The sequence below is a fragment of the Desulfobacterales bacterium genome, assembly GCA_034520365.1.
Lineage (GTDB): Bacteria > Desulfobacterota > Desulfobacteria > Desulfobacterales > Desulfosalsimonadaceae > M55B175.
On the sequence record JAXHNP010000006.1, the window covers coordinates 542,590 to 560,615 of the forward strand.

The following is an 18,026-nucleotide window of genomic DNA, read 5'->3' on the forward strand; positions in this document are numbered from 1 at the left end:
GGGTTTTTCTTTTCTTGTGGCTGGCGGCTGCTCTGATGTTCTTACCGCAAAGCGCCGCGCAAGAGTTATCCCTCCCCGATTCATCAGACAGCACCCGCCTGTATGCCCAGGATGACGGTGAATCCGGGGAATCCTGGGATTATGATGAGGACTGGGATCTGGAATCCGATTTCTCAGTCACGGATGATTCCCCGGATTTGACCTGGCGCGTTGAGGTGGCGTTTGAGAATTATGTAAACACCAACCGCGAGCTTCATTTTGAGGATGCCTATGAAAAGCAGGAAGTCCACACGCACCTGGATCTGAAATACGGCACCGGCGACCGGTATCTTAAATCCATCACAGATATCTATTTCTTTCCCACCTTCTTAAATGAAGATGTCGGCGATGACTATCCGTATTCCACGGAAACCCGGACCCATCGCAATTTAAGAATTTCCAGCGAATCGAGCGAGATCATATTCCGGGAACTCTACTATAACTGGCTGATCGACAAATACCGGATTCGGATCGGCAATCAGGTCTATCCCTGGGGGACGGCGGATTTTTTAAACTCCACATCCTATCTAAACCCCAATGACCTCCGCGAACTGATTCTAAAGGAATCGGATGAAGTGCGCCTCGGCGTACCCTCGGCCTCGGCCATGCTATTTTTCCCGGATTTTACCATGGAGCTCGTGTTTGTGCCGGTCCACACAGCGGCCGCCATTCCCTCCACCGGCCATTTCTGGGCAGTAAAGGAGGTGGAAGGCCAGTTTCCGGTCTATTTTGACGACTCCGACCCCATGGATGCCAGCAGCGAGAATTTCGGGTATGCCGCGCGGATCAGCAAGACCTACCGGGGCATGGACTTTTCTTTAAGCGGCTATCACGGCCCGGATAATGATCAGCTGCTGGTGCCGGTGCGAACGGTGCTTGAGCCCAATCAAACGGTGGGCGTCATGCTTGAACCCCGGTATTTTGTGGTGGATTATGTGGGCGCGGATTTTTCCACCACTTACGAGGACTTTGCCTTTAACGTGGAGGCCGCCTATTCGCCGAATAAGCACGGCATTATCGAGCAGAATACGGATAAGCCCCAGACTCTGGAATTTCCCTATGACACGGAGAGGACCGATTACCTGTCCTATTCAATCGGGCTCAATTATTTCATCCCTATGGAAAAGCTTTTGCCCGGCCATGCCGGAGACAGCCTGTTTACCATGGAGTGGTACCAGGCCACTTATTTTGACGACCAATTCGATTCCCCGCAGATCACCGATCTGTTGAGTTTTCAGTTTCAGGACAGCTACTTTGACAAGCGGGTGAATGTCTGGCTGGCCACGGTATTTGAAACCCGCCGCGGCGGGATGATCTTCTGGCCCAAGCTGGGGTATGACTTTAAAAACGGCTTTGAAGTCGAAGTGGGCTATGTGGGCATTAACGGACAGGGTGAAGGCGATTATGACGAAGACTCGATTTTTTATTACTACCGGGACAATGATATCATTATGGTAAATTTCACCTATGCGTTTCCTTAAATTCCATGTCGGCATATTATGCTGCCTGGTGCTTTTGATTGGCGGCTGCGGGGATGACCCGGATCAACAGGAGATTATTCTTTCCGGAACCCTGGGGCTGCCGCCGGCGGCCATGGAGACGGATGCGCCGGTCCTGGTGGCGGTGACCAATACCGTGGATGCGCATATTTTAGATAATCGGCCCAAAGAGGCGGTGATCGACTACATAACAGCGGATAAAAAAGCGGCCGGGTTCCGCGTCGACTTAACCGATAAGGGGGTTAAGCCCGGGGATGAGGTCTTTTTGGTCGCTTTTGTGGATAACAACTATACCGGTGATGTGCCGTTTCCGGACAAGGGCGACATGATCGGGATTTATGTGGAAGAAGGCCGGATTACGCCGGCCTACGAAGTCCAGGCCGGTGAAAACACCGGCATCCATATTGATATTACCCGCGAGGTCTTTGATTTTGAGGCCCGAATATCCGGTGAAATTTTAGGCGATGAGGCCGGTTCGGTGGTTTTGGTGGCCTATGCGGGCGAGATCACTTCCTCTGATTTTACGGCCCTGGACTTTGACCAGGTGATAGGGTTTACGACCGTCTCCAAAGAAGCGGGCTCAACCGCCTATACCCTGGATATCCTGCCCTATGGCAAAGACGTGCCCATTGAAAACGTGCAGGTATTTGCGCTTTTGGATAAAAATGGGAGCGAAACCGTGGACCCGGGCGATCAAATCGGGTTTTTCAGCCAGGGCGAAGATTTTTCCACGCCGTTTACTGTCACGGAAGGCGAAACCCCGGGTATTGATCTGGAATTTAAGTTCATCGTGGAGGAACCCTCGGGCGATGATGTGTTCATCAGCGGCAGCTACCGCCTGCCGGCAGGCGAGGCTTCGAAGGACGCACCGGTCTATATCGCGGTGTTTGACGGGGAAGATGCGGAATCGATACTGGATAACCCGTTTGCCGCGGTACGCTATTTTAGGCGGATCCCGGCCGGCGAGACGGAATTTACGCTGGATCTGGCTGATACCGGCCTTTCTGCCGGCGATGAGGTCCTCGTGATCGGGTTCTGGGATAAAGACTATAACGGCGCGATCCCGGCGCTTTCTGTGGGCGACGTGATAGGGGTCCATGCCGGGCCGGGAGAGATCACCCCGGCCATTGAACTGGCAGATGGCGGCAATACCGGCATTGAAATCAATATCAGCCGCGAGGTGTTTGATTATGAGGCGTCCATATCCGGCGAGATTCTGGGTGATGAGACCGGTCCGGTGACGCTTGTGGCGTATGCGGGCGAGATTACATCGTCGGATTTTACAACCCTTGATTTTGATCAGGTGGTGGGGTTTACGACAGTTAGCAAGGAAGCCGGAGCAACGCCCTATACCCTGGACATCCTGCCCTATGGCAAAGACGTGCCCATTGAAAACGTGCAGGTATTTGCGCTCTTGGATAAAAACAACAGCGAAACCGTGGACCCGGGCGATCAAATCGGGTTTTTCAGTCAGGGCGAGGATCTTTCCACCCCGTTTACTGTCACGGAAGGCGAAACCCCGGATATTGATCTGGAATTCAAGTTCACCGTGGAGGAACCCTCGGGCGATGATGTGTCCATCAGCGGCAGCTACCGCCTGCCGGCAGGCGAGGCTTCGAAGGACGCACCGGTCTATATCGCGGTGTTTGATGGGGCGGATGCGGAATCCGTACTGGATAATCCGTTTGCCGCAGTGCGCTATTTTAGGCGGATCCCGGCCGGCGAGACGGAATTTACCCTGGATTTGACCGATACCGGCCTTTCTGCCGGCGATGAAGTGATCGTGTTCGGGTTCTGGGATAAAGACTATAACGGCGCGATTCCGGCGCTGTCTGTGGGCGACGTGATAGGGGTCTATGCCGGGCCGGGAGAGATCACCCCGGCCATTGAACTGGCAGATGGCGGCAATACCGGCATTGAAATAAACATCAGCCGCGAGGTGTTCGACTTTGAGGCGTCCATATCCGGTGCGATTTTAGGCGATGAGACCGGTCCGGTGACGCTTGTGGCCTATGCGGGCGAGATTACCTCATCTGATTTTACAGCCCTTGATTTTGACCAGGTGGTGGGGTTTACCACGGTGACCAAGGAAGCCGGAGCAACGCCTTATAACTTGGATATACTGCCCTATGGCAAGGACGTGCCCATTGAAAACGTGCAGGTGTTTGCGCTGTTGGACAAAAATAGGAGCGGCAGGGTTGACGGGGGCGACAAAATCGGATTTTTCGGGGAAGGCGATCAGTTCTCCACACCGTTTACCATCCCTGAAGGCCGGATCGGAGGCATAGACATTGAATTTAAATTCGAAGTGGCCCAACCCTCCGGCTTTGATATCTCGCTTGCCGGGACGGTGCCCGGACCGGCGAACCGGACAAAGCCTGTCTATATCACGGTATTTGACACTGATAATCCGAATGAAGTGGTTGAAGATCCGTTTGCCGGGATCAAATATTTTTACAAAGTGCCGCAGACCGTGGTTAATTATACGATCGATCTGTCGCGAACCGATATTTATCCCGGGGATAGTGTTTTAGTCGCGGCATTATGGGACAGGGATTTTTCCGGCGGGGTTCCCGAGCCCTCGCGTGGTGATAAATTGGGCATTGTCCAGAATAAGGCGAGCTATGAATTCACGACAACTTTAAACTGCGGCACCAATGTGATGCCGCCCCCTGATTTTGAGTTTAAACTAAATAAGAATGTCTTTGAATTCGACGCCTCAATCGAATATGGACTGGATCTAACCGATGCCGGCCAGTTCGGGCAGGAAAGCCGGATCATCGTTTTGACCATTCATGTGGATGGTGTTGACGTCAGTGTTTCAGCCGCCGGACAGATTGACTTGAATATTGACATCGATTATCTGCTCGGGGTTGATATCCTGCCGGCCACGGAATACGATTTTATCGGTATCGATGAAGCCGGTTCATCCATGTTTTCTCCGGTATCAGCCGAATATAAGCGGCTGCCCATCTTAACCGCGATTTATGAAAAAGTTCTGGTAAAGGAGAACAGCCAGCCGCCGGAGCCTTTGATCAAAGGCTATGATCACGGCAATGCCAAGGAACGCACCGCCTATCTGGTGGCCATTTTGGATAAAAACGGCAATGCCCGCCTGGACCGGGGCGATGAGATCGGCTATTACAGCTGTACGCAAATCAGCGTCAATGAGAATGATGAGCGGGTCATCGATTTGCCCTGCTGCCCGGAAGGGATCCGGATCCCGGACTGGTTTACCGGCATACTGCATTTCCCCACCCCGATTCCCCGCATTACCAAGGGGATAAATCGCGAAGCAAGAAGCGACGGCTCCCAGGGGCCGTACTGGATTTCGCATTTTATTGAGCCTTAGCCCCGCTTTAATCGTCCCACCTCTGACACCCGAAACCAATTATAAAGTTGAATGAAATCCAAAATTGTGTCATTCTAACTTTTGCTTAGTTAATGTTCGATATCAATTAAAGCGGATCTTTTAATACCCGTCATTCTGGACCTTCATTGGCTGAATTTTAGAATAAACCTTTCGGCAAAAAGGAGAAAACCCGCTTGAAATCTTCGATTTTAAGACTCGTATGGCTCTTCCTCCTGCCGGCAGTACTGTTGTGTGCCGGCTGTTCCCCGACCCGCTTTATGGTCAATCAGATGGACCCGCTGATGGAAAAGATGAATACCGCGGTCTACAAGAACAGCGATGTGGCAATGATCAAGGACGCCCTGCCGGCCCTGCTGGTCCAGATGGACGGGCTGATCGAGGTCTCCCCCAACAATGCCAGCCTGTTGATCCGGGCCGCAGAAGCCTACTACGGCTACAGCTTCGTGTTTGTGGAGGATGCGGACAAGGCCCGGGCCGGCCGGCTTTATGACAAATCCTTCCGGTACGCGGCCCGGGCGCTTAAACAGAATAAAAAGATGAAGGCCGCGTTTGACGGCAAAATGTCAGAATTTAATGAAGGACTGGCGGATCTGGATCAATCGGATGTGCCGGCCTTGTTCTGGGCGGCCAATGCCTGGTTAAGCTGGGTGGGCATGAATGTGGATGATCCGGAGATTTTTCTGGCCCTGCCCAAAATCCGGGCCATGCTGAAGCGCGTCATTGAACTGGATGAAACCTATCAGTATGGGGCGGCCCATGCCTCGCTCGGCGTGCTGCATGCGAGCCGGGCGCCGGCCCAGGGCGGAAAGCCGGAAAAGGCAAAGGCCGAGTTTGACCGGGCCTTTGAGCTGTCCGATAACAACATGCTGCTCTTTCATCTCATGTATGCCAAATATTATGCCTATCAGGTGCAGGACCGGCAGCTTTATGTGGACACGTTAAACCAAATTCTCTCCACCCCGGATGATATGTTTCCTGAGATGGCATTTATCAACGCTGCAGCCAAAAACAAAGCCCGGCAAATGCTAGACAATGTCCACCAGGTATTCTAACAGGCGGAAAATATGATAAAAAAATTATTTGTTGGCGGATTGTTGGCCGCCGCCGTTTTCTTTGGCGGCAGCCCGGCGGGTGCCCAGGAAGCGCCGGATATCATGATAAAGCTTGCCACCATCGCCCCGCGCGGCTCCTATATCATGAACCGGATGAATGAAATAAACGCCGAGATAAAGGCCAAAACCGATAATGCCGTGGGGATTAAGATTTATTACGGCGGGGTGCAGGGCGATGAAAAGGACGTGCTGCGAAAAATCCGCCTGGGCCAGCTTCACGGCGGGATGTTCACCGGCCACGGCCTGGGCCAGATTGTTCCGCAGGTGCGGGTCACCGAAGTGCCCTTTGTCTTCAAAAATCACGCAGAAGTCGAATATGTGCGGGAACAACTGGCCCCCACCATGCGGGAGCTGTTTAAAGAGGCGGGCTATATTGTTTTGGGCTGGAACGAAGTCGGGTTTGTCTACAATTTTTCAAAAGTCCCCATAACTTCCATCGAGGTCGCCAGAGATCAGAAATGGTGGATGTGGAAGGGGGATCAATTGAGCCGGGCCATGTTCGAGGCCATCGGTATCACGCCTGTGCCGCTGTCCTTTACGGATGTCATGACTTCGCTTTCCACCAAGCTCATTGATACCGCCAGTATCACGCCATACGGGGCGGTGGCTTACCGCTGGCATGAGCGGTTCGACTATATGAGCGAGTACCCCACCACCAACGTCCTGGGCGCCACCATTGTCACCCGCCGGATATGGAATAAAATTGAACCGGCGCATCAGCAGGCGATTCTGGAGACCTGTTCGCCCTATTTTGAGAAGATAAATGCGCACATGCGCCAGCAGGACCGCAAGTCAATTGAGATCCTGAAAAAATCCGGTATTGAAGTGGTGCCGTTTGATCCGGAAAAGAACCGGGAACAGTTTGAATTCATCTTTGAGGCTTCGCGTAAGGCGCGCGAGAATCTGGTCGGAGAAATGTATTCCAGGGAACTGCTGGAAAAAACCCTTGCCATTTTGGAAGAATACCGCAATGCCCATCCAAACAGCACGGTGGAAAAAGTGCGCTGATGCAATGCCTGAAATGCGGTTCTGAATTCGATCCGATTCGCTTTGAATGTCCGGTATGCGCGGCCCAAAAACCGGGCGGCCCCATCAGCCGCTATGTCAACCGGGCAGAGGACATTTTGATCGAGGCGGTGCTGTTTTTGATGGTGGCCATGGTCCTGGCCCAGATTCTTCTGCGCAATATTTATCAAACCGGCATTCCGGGCGGAGATGATCTGATACGGCACCTGGTGCTGTGGCTCGGGTTTTTGGGGGCTGCCATTGCCACCCGGAGCAGCTCTCATGTAAAAATTGATGTGGCTGCCCGGCTGCTGCCGGACTTCTGGCGCCGGCTGTCCGGGGCGGTCACCAATCTCTTCTCCTTTGCGGTTTGCGGCATCCTGACCTGGGCTTCAGCCACATTCGTACACATCGAATATCAGGTCCATGCGCACAGCCAGTTCTTGAACCTCCCGGTATGGGTACTGCAGATAATTCTGCCGGCCGGCTATCTGATCATCGGCCTTCGTTTTGCCAGAAACGGCATCGGCTTAATCGTCGAACTTTACCGGGGGCAATGATTTGACGGCCGCCCTGATCGGACTCATCATTTTTATGGCCGCGCTCGGCGCCCCGGTTTTTATCGTGGTCTCCGCCTTTGCCATGCTCGGCTTTTATGCGGCGGATATCCCGTTTGCCGCCCTGGTGGTGGACACCTACAACAAGTTTGCCAATAACCCGGTCCTCTACACCATCCCCCTGTTTACGTTTGCCGGCTTTATCCTGGCGGAAAGCCGGGCCTCGGTTCGAATCGTAAATTTTTCCCGGGCGGTGCTGGGGTGGCTGCCCGGGGGGTTTGCCATCGTGGCGCTCGCGGCATGCGCTTTTTTTACCGCCTTTACCGGCGCCTCCGGGGTCACCATTATTGCCCTGGGCGGGCTTTTATATCCGGCCCTGATCAGTGAGCGCTACCCGGAACGGTTTTCCCTGGGGCTTTTAACTTCATCCGGCAGCCTGGGCCTGCTTTTTCCGCCCTCTTTGCCCCTTATCATATTCGCGGTAATTGCTGAAACCAGCGTCAACCAGCTCTTTGTGGCGGGTCTGTTGCCGGGGCTGCTCTTGATTATGCTGCTTTCCATCTATAGTGTGGTGACCGGGACGCTCGCCGCTGTGCCCCGCCAGAAGATCTCCGCCAGGGAAGTCGTAAAGACCGCGTATGCGGCCAAATGGGAGCTTCTGATCCCGGTCATCGTGATTGTCGGTATTTTTGGGGGTTATGTGACGCTGGGTGAGGTGGCCGCCCTGATCGTACTATACAGCCTGATCGTGGAAGTGTTGATCCACCGCGAGATCAAGCCGGCGCATCTCCCCGCGGTCATGAACCAGAGCATGGTTTTGGTGGGCGGTATTCTGATTATTTTAGGCTCTGCCCTGGCGCTGACCAACTACCTCGTTGACGCGCAGGTGCCCATGCACATCCTTGAGACCATGCAGAGCTTAATTAAGTCCAAATGGGTGTTTTTAATCGGCCTAAATATTTTTCTGCTGATCGTGGGCTGCCTCATGGATATTTATTCCGCGCTTTTGGTGGTGGTGCCCCTGATTCTGCCCATTGCCATCAGCTACGATATCCATCCCATCCATTTGGGCATCATCTTTCTCACCAATCTGGAGATCGGCTACTCCACGCCGCCGGTGGGGATGAACCTCTTCATTTCATGCTTCCGCTTCAATAAATCCGTGCTGTCGCTTTATATGGCGGCGATTCCGTTTCTGCTGATCCTGCTGGTGGGATTGATGATTATCACCTATGTGCCGGAGCTGAGTCTGGGGTTGATCTCAATTTTAGGAATTCGCTAGCTTATAGTTCATGGACTCGTAAAAAGTCGATTCCGGGACGGCAAAGAAAAAAGTTCAAGATCGCGGCGCGCAAATCCCGAGGAATGCAGCGTACTTACTCGTACGTGAAATTTCGAGGGATGCAGCGCAACAAAGATATTGGACTTTTTACGAAGCCGTCATAGGTGGTAAAGCTCCGGCCGCCGGTTCGGCAGAAAATAGCGCATCCGGTGGCCTCTCACATTGGACAGGTCCCTTTCCTTCAGATCAGTTACGATCATATGCTCCGCCGCGCCGGCATAAGATTCCATGACCCCGCCTGCCGGACCGATCACTACACCCGCCCCCGGAAATGACAGTCCGCGGCCGTTTTCCCCGGTCTGGTTGCAGGCGATGATGAAAATGCTGTTGTCAAAGGCGCGGGCCGGCAGATGCCGCATCCAGGAGCTGAGCTTGGTATCGGGCTTATCCCCGGGCGAGGCATGCGGGATAAATATGGCATCACCGCCTTTAAGCGCCATAGACGTGGCAAGTTCCGGAAAATGGCTGTCATAGCAGAGCTGTATACCGAAACGGAAATCCCCGGCTGAAAATATCGGGATGTCCTGGTCGGGGGTATAAACCGCTTTCTCCGGGGGACCGAGGTGAAGCTTCCGGTATTTGCCGGCAAGGCCCTCCGGCCCAATGACCAATTGCGCGGCATATATACTGCCTTTGGCATCGGTTTCCGCCAGACCGGCCAGGATGGTGAGACTGTGCTCGCGGGCAAGATCCTCTAAATACCGGCTGGCCGGCCCGGGCACCGGCTGGGCAAATTCCTTGATATCAGCATGAATGTGGTAGCCGGTGACCTGCATCTCCGGAAAGCAGACGATGGCTGCCCCTTCTGCGGCGGCTTTTTCCACCCAGCGGGAAATTTTTGAGAGGTTTTCTTCCGTGCGGCCGACCCGGGCGTTGGAGATAATGACAGCGATGCGGATGTCTTGCATTTATAAATTAAACTGCGCTTTTATCTTGAAGACCCTGGTCGCCGGCAGGCTGATGAGGCTGGTCACGCCGGTTTTTTCAGCGATTTCAGCCAGGCTCTGGTCAATCTCATCCATAGACGGGGCGATCATGGTAAACCAGATATTATAGGTGTTGTCCCGCACATAGTTGTGCGTTACCCCCCGGTATTCATTGACGATCCCGGCGAATTCGTCGATTTTTTCCTCCGGTACCCGGCCGGCGCACAGGGTGCTCACAAATCCGAGCTTGCCGGGCACGAAGTTGCCGCCGATCCGGCGGATTATGCCTGAGTCCTTGAGGCTGCGGATACGCTTGATCACCTCGGCCTCACTCAGTCCAAGTTCCCGGCCGATGGCTTCATAGGGCTGCCCGGTGATCGGAAAGTCAGACTGGATGTGGTTGAGTATTCTTTTATCGGTTTCGTCTATGGCTGGCGTCATTCTTGTAATGTCGATGAGCCCGGTTTTTTGCCAGGATTTAACTGAGATTTTCATTGTTGACGGCTTCGCAAAAAGTCCAATATCTTTGTTGCGCTGCATCCCTCGGAATTTCACGTACGATTAAGTACGCTGCATTCCTCGGGATTTGCGCGCCGCGATCTTGAACTTTTTTCTTTGCCGTCCCAGAATCGAGTTTTTACGAGTCTGTCATTGTTGAAATAAAAAAAGCCCTGCCGGTCAGCACAGGGCTTTTTTAAAGCGCGTCAAAAAATAAGCATTGTAGGGCTTGCGGATTAGACGCAGCCGGTCGGTTTCGGCAATCCCGCCATCTTGCATGCACCTTTTCCTGGTCCGGACGGAAACAGTTCATAGATGTATTTGAGTTTGTAGCCGGTCAGCTTGGAAAGAACGCGCACCATCGGTGCAATACCGTTTTTCTTGTAATAGTCCTGCAGCACGTTGATGACTTTCCAGTGCTCATCGGTCAGCTCATCGATACCTTCCTGCTGTTTGACATGCCGGACCCATGCTTCGTTCCAGTTTTCGAAACTATCGATAAACCCGTCTTCGTCTACGTTAAATGTATTTCCTTCAAATTCAACTGTTGGCATTGAAACATCCTCCTTTAAATTGGTTTATGCTTTGACTTTTCACGTGTTAATTTTACCAGTTTTTTTTATCAAAATATTCAAGTATATGAAAAAAAAAATGTTGTCAATATCAAAATTTTTGCCGCGGCATGCCCTGCGGCATTGTCACACGGTCAATTGATTCCGTCTGTTTTTCTGGCAGGCGCGGTGGCCTGCCATAAGATGTGTCTGGGGCTAAACCGTCGTAGGGTCGGCCACCGTGCCGACCTTATATGCCTTGCCCTCATCCGCTAATACTCCCGCGGCATCTGATTCAGGGTGTCCAGGGTAAATACCGGCCCGTCTTTGCAGACAAACTCCTTGCCGATGTTACAGTGACCGCACATGCCGATACCGCATTTCATACGGTTTTCTAAAGACATGAAAATTTGATTGTGCTTATACCCGAGGTTATCCAATACCGGCTGGGTAAACTTAATCATGATGGGCGGGCCGCAGACAATGGCATAGGTATTGTCATCCGCCTTGGGGGCTTCCTGTTCGGTGACCGCGGGCACAAACCCGGTGTGATGCTTCCAGTTCGGGTCATCTGTCCCGTCGACGGTGATATGCATATTCAAGTCGTCGCGCTTGGTCCACGCCTCCAGTTCCTCCTTGTAGAGCAGCATACCCGGGGAGCGGGCCCCGTAAACCACATGGATATCCTTGAACTTGTCGCGGTTGGCCGGATCGAGCATGTAAACGATCGATGCGCGCAGCGTGGTAAAGGCAAAGCCGCCGCCTATGATCACCACGTTCTTGCCCTCCAGGATATCCCAGGGAAAGGCGTTGCCCAGCGGGCCCCGTACGCCCATGATGTCGCCTTCCTTCATGGAATGCAGATAGCTTGTCACTTTACCGGTTTTAAACACGGTAAACTTCACAAATCCCTTTTCCGTGGGCGAGGAGGCGATGCCGATCGGGATCTCCCCCAGGCCGGGGATGGAGAGTTCGGCGAACTGGCCGGCCCGATAGGCGAAACGCTTCTCGTCGTCGGGGTCAAGGAATACGAATTTGAATGTTTTTAAACTTTTATCTTCGGTTTCGGTGATGATCTCATCGATCCGAACCGGATATGGATAGTATGGATTCTGCAAAATCAACCCCCTTGGCTATACTGTAGTGACTTCACACATGGCGGATTCCGGGTCATAGCTGTTCATCATGTTGCATACCCGGCGGATATCGATATTTACCGGGCAGGATTGGACGCAGCGGCCGCAGCCAACGCACTGGATGCCCTTTTCATATTTATCCACATAGTATTTCAGCTTATGCATGAACCGTTGGCGGACCCGGTCGAGTTTGGTGCCCCGGGGATTATGACCGGAGGCATGGAGCGTAAACAGCGGGTACATGCAGGAGTCCCAGTTCCGCAGCCGAACGCCGGATTTGCCGCTGGTCTCATCCTGGATGTCAAAGCACCAGCAGGTCGGGCAGACATAGGTGCAGGTGCCGCAGTTAATACATGAAAAGGCAATTTCCTCCCAGAACGGGGCCCCATAGAGATCCAGCATTTTCTGCTTTTTGAGGTTGTCTGTGCCGATCGTAGAGGTGACTTTGGATTCAGCATCCGCCTTCAGCTTTTCGATCCGGGACTCCGCGGACGTATCCGCCTCGCTGGTCCAGCCGGCCGCCTCGAAAAGTTTTTCCCCTTTTTCGGAGAGCAGTTTGGCCAGGTAATGCTCCCCGTCATCCACGACCAGGGCATCCAGGCACTGTTCATCATAGGGACCGGTGCCGGCGCTGGTGCAGAAGCAGGTGGTGCAGGGGGCATTGCAGGCCATGCCGATAAAGGTGCTTTTCTCATATTCCGCCAGCCAGTATGGGTCCTGGTAATCCTCTGCGTCGAAGTTTCGTTTGACCAGATGAAATGAATAGGCATCGCAGGGCCGAATTCCGATAACCGCTTTGGGCGTCTTATCTTTTTTATCTTCCTTTAAGATGCCGTAGTCGTCGCTGTTTTTGTCCAAAGAGTACCGGAACAGGATTTCGGACTGGGGGTAAACAACGGACTTGGGCGAACGCCGGGTATTCTGGAAATCAAAGTCCGCCGCATCCCCTTTACCAAGGGCCTTGAAATCATGGAAGGACTCGTATTTGACCGGCGCATATACGCGATACGCGTCCTTTAATTTCTCGATGCCCGCCATCCATTGGCTTTTATCAATTTGAACGATCTTCATTGTGTATAGCCTTTATCCAAATGCAAATTTAACAGGTTTTAACGCTCAACAAGCCGGAGTTATTTGATAAACTCCTCCGGATCATTGGGCCGATACGTATCCAGCGGCGGGCGCTCGTCAGCGGTTAAGCCGGCTTCCCACCCGTAGAGCTCATAGCAGTCTTTGTTGAGTTTTTTGGTAAATTCCCGGATTTTGATGTCCATGGGGCATGCCCGTTCGCATGCGCCGCAGTCCGTGCAGCGGCCGGCACAATGATAGGCCCGCAGCCAGTGAAAGGTCCGGACATCCATGGGGTCCTGGCCCTTGCCCACCCACTGCGGATTGGATTCATCCACAAAGCAGAGCGGGCAGTAGCAGAGCGGGCAGGCGTTGCGGCAGGCGTAGCAGCGGATACAGGTGGAAATGAGATCCTCAAAGTAGTCCCATTTTTCATCCGGGCTTTTGCCCTCGATTTCCCGGACCGAGGCGAACATGTCCGTATCCGTCTGCTCTTCCACCGGCTCGGCAATCATCTCATCGTATATCACGGGATTGCGGTGGCTGCAGTCAGCACAGTTCTGCTGCAGAACATCCGCCTTGTTGAAGCTCTGGGCGCCGCCCGCGGTTTTTACCGTGATGGTGTCCCCGTCTTCTTCCACGTCTGTTATTTCTGCGTCTACCATTTTGGGGAGCTTATGCCGGTCCACCATGCCGGTGCAGGGCACGCCGATGATATAGACCTGATCCCGGCTGATTTTGTTTTCCACGATATGGTTGGCGATATTTCTGGAGTCGCAGCCCTTGGCCACCACGCCCACCTTTTCCTCGCGGTCCGTGAGGTAGTTGGCCAGATTCAGCCCGCAGTGGCTGTCCCATATAAACTGTTCAGCGTCGCCGGCGGCCTTGGCGTAATGCGGCTGGTTCATCATGGGCACGCTTCCTTTGCGGAAACCGATGACAAAATCGACCGTGCCGTCATTTAAAAGCCGTTTGGCGGCTTCTTGTATCTTATCCGTGTATGTCGTCATCTCTATTCAACCCTGGGTTCGGTTTTCACGTATTTTTTTTCCGGATTCAGTGACTTGACTTCTTCGGTGATATTTTTGACCACGTCAACAAATTTTGTGGACTCTGCCGAGGAGATCCAGGAAAACTGGACCCGGCCGGGCTCGATCCCCGTATGTTCCAACAGGTTCTTTAGAAGCGCGAATTTTCTTCTGGCATAGTAATTACCTTCCAGGTAATGGCATTCACCGGGATGTCACCCGGAGGTCCACACGGCATCCGCCCCCTGACGAAGCCCCGCCAGGATGAATTTGGGGCTCATGCGGCCGGTGCAGGGGATCCGGATGACCCGGATATTCGGGGGATATTCCAGGCGGCTCACGCCGGCCAGGTCAGCGGCCCCGTAGCTGCACCAGTTGCATAAAAAACTCAATATTTTTGGTTCTTTATCAGACATCTGCATTGATCTCCTTAGATTAACTCCCCGGCGGGAAAGACCCGCCGGAGCCCTGTTGTTGGATTAAATCGCCGCATTCATTTCAAAAATCTGGGACATGATCTGATCGGTATCAAACCCTTTCAGATGAATCGCGCCGGATCGGCAGGACGCCACGCAGAGGCCGCAGCCCTTGCAAAGCGCCGGGTTGACCTGGGCCCTCCCGGCAAACCGGCCCTCTTCAGTAAAGGACGGCGCCGAATAGGGGCATATCGAAACACAGACTCCGCATTCCGCGCAAATCGACGGGTCGACTTCTGCCACCGTGCCGCTGCTGAAAAGTTTATCCTGGGAGAGCAGGGTGACCGCCCGGGATGCCGCAGCTTTGGCCTGGGCGATGGATTCGTCGATAGGCTTCGGATAATGCGCCATGCCGCAGAGGAACACGCCGTCGGTGGAGAATTCCGCCGGCCCAAGCTTTGCGTGGCGTTCAATAAAGAAGCCGTCTTCATTCATGGGCACCTTGAAGAAATTGGCCAGCCGGGTGTCCCCGTAGGGGATAATGGCGGTGGCCAGTGTGACGAGATCCACATTTAATTCAATCGGCCGGTTCAGGATGTGGTCGGTGACGGTGACGGCCACGCCGTCGTCTTTGACTTCAACTTTCGGCTTGTCATCCAGGGAGAACCGGATAAAAATAACCCCTTCCTCCCGGGCCTGTTTGTATAGGTATTCTTTTTCCCCGTATGTCCGGATATCCCGGTACAGGATATAGACGTTCATCTCGGGGTTTCGTTTCTTTAAGGCAATGGCATTTTCAATGGAATGCGTGCAGCAGACCCGGGAGCAGTACATGCGGCCGGGCTCTCTGGAGCCCACACACTGAATAAACACTGCCCCGTTGACTTTATCCAGCATGGGATCATTGTCATTGAACTTCCGGTCCAGCTCAAGGGCGGTCAGTATCCGTTCATCGGTGCCGTAGCTGTATTCCTCCGGGGTATAGGGGGCGGCTCCGGTAGCCAGCATGACCACGCCATGCTCCAGCAATTCCGCCTCCTTGCCGGATTTGGATAGTTTGGACTCGAAGTTGCCCACAAACCCGTCGACTTTTTCAAGCGAGGTATTCAGGTGCACCTTAAGCTTGTCATGGCTGTTAATGGCGTCCACCATTTCCTTAAGCTTCTCCTGAACCAGCTCGCCCTTGGCCGTATGGTAGAGGTTTATTGCCTGCCCGCCCAGATGGTCGGTCTGCTCGATCAGGTGGGTTTCAAACCCCTGGTCGGCAAGGCTTTTTGCCGCTGCCATGCCGGAGATGCCGCCGCCCACGACCATGGCGGTCTGGTTGATCGGCAGTTCGGTTTCTTTCAAAGGCTCCATCCGGGCCACTTTGGCTACCGCCATCCGGACCAGATCCTTGGCCTTTTCCGTGGCCATCTCCGGATTGTTTTTATGCACCCAGGAATCCTGGTTCCGGATATTGGTCATTTCAAAGAGGTATTTATTCAGGCCCGCATCCGTCAGGGTCTCCTGAAAGAGCGGCTCATGGGTTTTAGGCGTGCAGGCTGCCACCACGATCCGGTTTAAACCCTTTTCCTTGATCAGCTCCGCCATCTTATCCTGGGTGTCCTGGGAGCAGGAGAAGAGGTTGTTCGTGGTAAACTCCACATATGGCAGGGTGGATGCATATTCCACAACCTTTTCCACATCCACGACACCGGCGATGTTGATGCCGCATGAGCAGACAAAGACCCCGATCTTGGGCCGATCACCCTTGACGTCGGTTTCCGGCGGGATCTCGCGCTCCTTGATCTGCGTGTTCCGGGCGGATGCCAGAAGTTCAGAGGAGGCTGCGGCCGCCGCACTGGAGTCAATCACAGACTGGGGGATGTCCTTGGGGCCCTGGAAGGCGCCGCAGGCAAAGATGCCCGGAACCGAAGTGGCCACCGGGTTGAATGTGTCGGTTTTGGCGAAATTGCCCGGTGTCAGATCAACGCCCAGCTTCTTTGAAAGCTCGATCAGCTGCGGCGGGGTCTGAAGCCCCACTGAGAGCACGATCATGCCAAAAGTCTCGGTCTGAATCTCGCCGTTTTCATCTGCATACCGAAGCTCCAGATCGCCGGTATCGCCCACCGGCGTTATGGTATGCACCCGGCTTCGCACAAACCGTACGCCGCTTTTGTTCTTGGCGCCGTCATAGAATTTTTCAAAATCCTTGCCCGGGGTCCGCATATCCATAAAAAATATGGAGCAGTCAAGATCATCCCCGATATGCTCCTTGGCGATAACCGCCTCCTTGATGGCATACATACAGCACACCGAGGAGCAGTAGGAGTTGTCGCACTTGTTCATATCCCGGGAGCCCACGCACTGGAACCAGGCAATCTTTTTGGGCTCCTCTTTGTCCGAGGGCCGCACCACATGTCCCATGGTGGGGCCGGAGGCAGACAGCAGCCGCTCAAATTCCATGGAGGTGACGACATTCGGCAGATTGGCGTACTGGTAGTTGTCAAACCCCGAGGGGTCGAATGCCTCAAACCCGGGCGCCAGAATCACCGAGCCCACGTTCAGGTTCAGGTGTTTTTCCGTATCCTTGAAATTTACGGCATCCACCGGGCATTTCTTTTCACATACCCCGCATTTGCCCTTTTGCAGATAAATACAGGTATCCGGATCGATCCGGTATTTCAGGGGCACCGCCTGGGGGTAGTCCACATAAATGGCTTTTCGCTTGTCAAGCCCGGCGTTGTATTCGCTGGGGACCTTTTTGGGACACTTTTCAGCGCACGCGCCGCAGGCGATACATTTGTCCAGGTCCACGTATCTCGGCTGCTGAAGCAGCTGTACCTCGAAATTACCAGCTTCGCCCGAGATACCCTCAATTTCTGCCAATGTTACGATTTCAATGTTTAAGTGCCGGCCGACCTCGACCAGTTTCGGTGAAATAATTCACATGGCGCAGTCATTGGTGGGAAAGGTCTTGTCCAGCTGCGCCATAACGCCGCCGATGGACGCCCCCTTTTCCACCAAATACACGTAGTATCCGGAATCCGCTAAATCCAGGGCAGACTGCATGCCGGCGATCCCGCCGCCGACAACCATTACAGATCCACTCAAATTGTTTGCCATGATAAAACTCACTCCTTATAAATAAGGTTGGCAGGTTCGACGTAAAATCCGTCAAACCTTTAATTGATCATTTCCCGCTAAGGAGGCTAAAGATAACCATCTCGATCAGTTATGCAAATGTTAAGTCAAAAGCACGGTAAATTTGTTCTATCTATTTTTCAGGCGGGCACGGTGGCCCGCCCTACGCGACAATGCCGACATTTTGTAGGGTCGGCCACCGTGCCGACCTTACATGCGAACAACCCCATGGTTATGGGGTTGTTCGCCAGAACAAATTCATCGTGAAGTCAAAAGGTCTTGATATCTGTTATGGATTATGTTGTCAATAAAATTTTGAGTTATCTCTCAGTTTTGGAATTTTTAACCGG

General features: G+C 53.4%; 14 protein-coding genes. 6 read left to right on the top strand and 8 right to left on the bottom strand.

Annotated features, from left to right (window positions below):
- Nucleotides 1-35: 35 nt before the first annotated feature.
- From U5L07_10520 to U5L07_10545, 6 genes are all read left to right on the top strand, one after another.
- Nucleotides 36-1,520: a DUF1302 family protein gene (locus U5L07_10520; protein MDZ7832174.1), complete on the top strand. Its 1,485-nt coding sequence runs from the start codon at nucleotides 36-38 to the stop codon at nucleotides 1,518-1,520.
- Nucleotides 1,507-4,890: a hypothetical protein gene (locus U5L07_10525; GenBank protein MDZ7832175.1), complete on the top strand. Its 3,384-nt coding sequence runs from the start codon at nucleotides 1,507-1,509 to the stop codon at nucleotides 4,888-4,890. Before U5L07_10520 ends, U5L07_10525 begins: the two co-directional genes overlap by 14 nt.
- Before the next feature lie 194 nt (nucleotides 4,891-5,084).
- Nucleotides 5,085-5,963, top strand: a complete 879-nt coding sequence (locus tag U5L07_10530) for a TRAP transporter TatT component family protein (GenBank protein MDZ7832176.1) — start codon at nucleotides 5,085-5,087, stop codon at nucleotides 5,961-5,963.
- A 12-nt stretch (nucleotides 5,964-5,975) separates the two neighbouring features.
- Nucleotides 5,976-7,031 (top strand): TRAP transporter substrate-binding protein DctP, encoded by a 1,056-nt coding sequence (dctP, locus tag U5L07_10535; GenBank protein MDZ7832177.1) that lies wholly within the window; start codon nucleotides 5,976-5,978, stop codon nucleotides 7,029-7,031.
- A complete protein-coding gene (locus U5L07_10540; GenBank protein MDZ7832178.1) occupies nucleotides 7,031-7,588 on the top strand; it encodes a TRAP transporter small permease in 558 nt (185 codons plus the stop codon). The genes dctP and U5L07_10540 overlap by 1 nt, the downstream gene beginning before the upstream one ends.
- A 1-nt stretch (nucleotide 7,589) precedes the next feature.
- Entirely contained in the window at nucleotides 7,590-8,867 is a 1,278-nt protein-coding gene (locus tag U5L07_10545; protein MDZ7832179.1) for a TRAP transporter large permease, read from the top strand.
- Between the two features lie 158 nt (nucleotides 8,868-9,025).
- On the opposite strand, the gene U5L07_10550 is transcribed toward U5L07_10545, so the two are convergent.
- From U5L07_10550 to U5L07_10585, 8 genes are all read right to left on the bottom strand, one after another.
- Entirely contained in the window at nucleotides 9,026-9,835 is an 810-nt protein-coding gene (locus U5L07_10550; GenBank protein MDZ7832180.1) for a nitrilase-related carbon-nitrogen hydrolase, read from the bottom strand.
- On the bottom strand, nucleotides 9,836-10,348 hold the full coding sequence (locus U5L07_10555; GenBank protein ID MDZ7832181.1) for an AsnC family transcriptional regulator: 513 nt from the start codon (nucleotides 10,346-10,348) through the stop codon (nucleotides 9,836-9,838).
- A 239-nt stretch (nucleotides 10,349-10,587) separates the two neighbouring features.
- Complete coding sequence (locus U5L07_10560) at nucleotides 10,588-10,905, bottom strand: TusE/DsrC/DsvC family sulfur relay protein (protein MDZ7832182.1); 318 nt, start codon at nucleotides 10,903-10,905, stop codon at nucleotides 10,588-10,590.
- A 269-nt stretch (nucleotides 10,906-11,174) separates the two neighbouring features.
- Nucleotides 11,175-12,020: an FAD/NAD(P)-binding protein gene (locus tag U5L07_10565; protein ID MDZ7832183.1), complete on the bottom strand. Its 846-nt coding sequence runs from the start codon at nucleotides 12,018-12,020 to the stop codon at nucleotides 11,175-11,177.
- A 15-nt stretch (nucleotides 12,021-12,035) separates the two neighbouring features.
- Nucleotides 12,036-13,109, bottom strand: coding sequence for a 4Fe-4S dicluster domain-containing protein (locus tag U5L07_10570; GenBank protein MDZ7832184.1), 1,074 nt, complete (start codon nucleotides 13,107-13,109; stop codon nucleotides 12,036-12,038).
- A gap of 59 nt (nucleotides 13,110-13,168) precedes the next feature.
- Nucleotides 13,169-14,116, bottom strand: a complete 948-nt coding sequence (locus U5L07_10575) for a 4Fe-4S dicluster domain-containing protein (GenBank protein MDZ7832185.1) — start codon at nucleotides 14,114-14,116, stop codon at nucleotides 13,169-13,171.
- Between the two features lie 2 nt (nucleotides 14,117-14,118).
- On the bottom strand, nucleotides 14,119-14,550 hold the full coding sequence (locus U5L07_10580) for a hydrogenase iron-sulfur subunit (GenBank protein MDZ7832186.1): 432 nt from the start codon (nucleotides 14,548-14,550) through the stop codon (nucleotides 14,119-14,121).
- A gap of 63 nt (nucleotides 14,551-14,613) precedes the next feature.
- Complete coding sequence (locus U5L07_10585) at nucleotides 14,614-17,658, bottom strand: FAD-dependent oxidoreductase (protein MDZ7832187.1); 3,045 nt, start codon at nucleotides 17,656-17,658, stop codon at nucleotides 14,614-14,616.
- Nucleotides 17,659-18,026 lie beyond the last annotated feature (368 nt).

Excerpts from the sequence above, each read along its gene's own strand:
- U5L07_10540 (MDZ7832178.1), top strand. The coding sequence starts at position 7,031 with ATGCAATGCCTGAAATGCGGTTCTGAATTCGATCCGATTCGCTTTGAA.
- U5L07_10575 (MDZ7832185.1), bottom strand. The coding sequence starts at position 14,116 with ATGACGACATACACGGATAAGATACAAGAAGCCGCCAAACGGCTTTTA.
- U5L07_10525 (MDZ7832175.1), top strand. The coding sequence starts at position 1,507 with ATGCGTTTCCTTAAATTCCATGTCGGCATATTATGCTGCCTGGTGCTT.
- U5L07_10550 (MDZ7832180.1), bottom strand. The coding sequence starts at position 9,835 with ATGCAAGACATCCGCATCGCTGTCATTATCTCCAACGCCCGGGTCGGC.
- U5L07_10560 (MDZ7832182.1), bottom strand. The coding sequence starts at position 10,905 with ATGCCAACAGTTGAATTTGAAGGAAATACATTTAACGTAGACGAAGAC.
- U5L07_10555 (MDZ7832181.1), bottom strand. The coding sequence starts at position 10,348 with ATGAAAATCTCAGTTAAATCCTGGCAAAAAACCGGGCTCATCGACATT.
- dctP (MDZ7832177.1), top strand. The coding sequence starts at position 5,976 with ATGATAAAAAAATTATTTGTTGGCGGATTGTTGGCCGCCGCCGTTTTC.
- U5L07_10520 (MDZ7832174.1), top strand. The coding sequence starts at position 36 with ATGTTCTTACCGCAAAGCGCCGCGCAAGAGTTATCCCTCCCCGATTCA.
- U5L07_10570 (MDZ7832184.1), bottom strand. The coding sequence starts at position 13,109 with ATGAAGATCGTTCAAATTGATAAAAGCCAATGGATGGCGGGCATCGAG.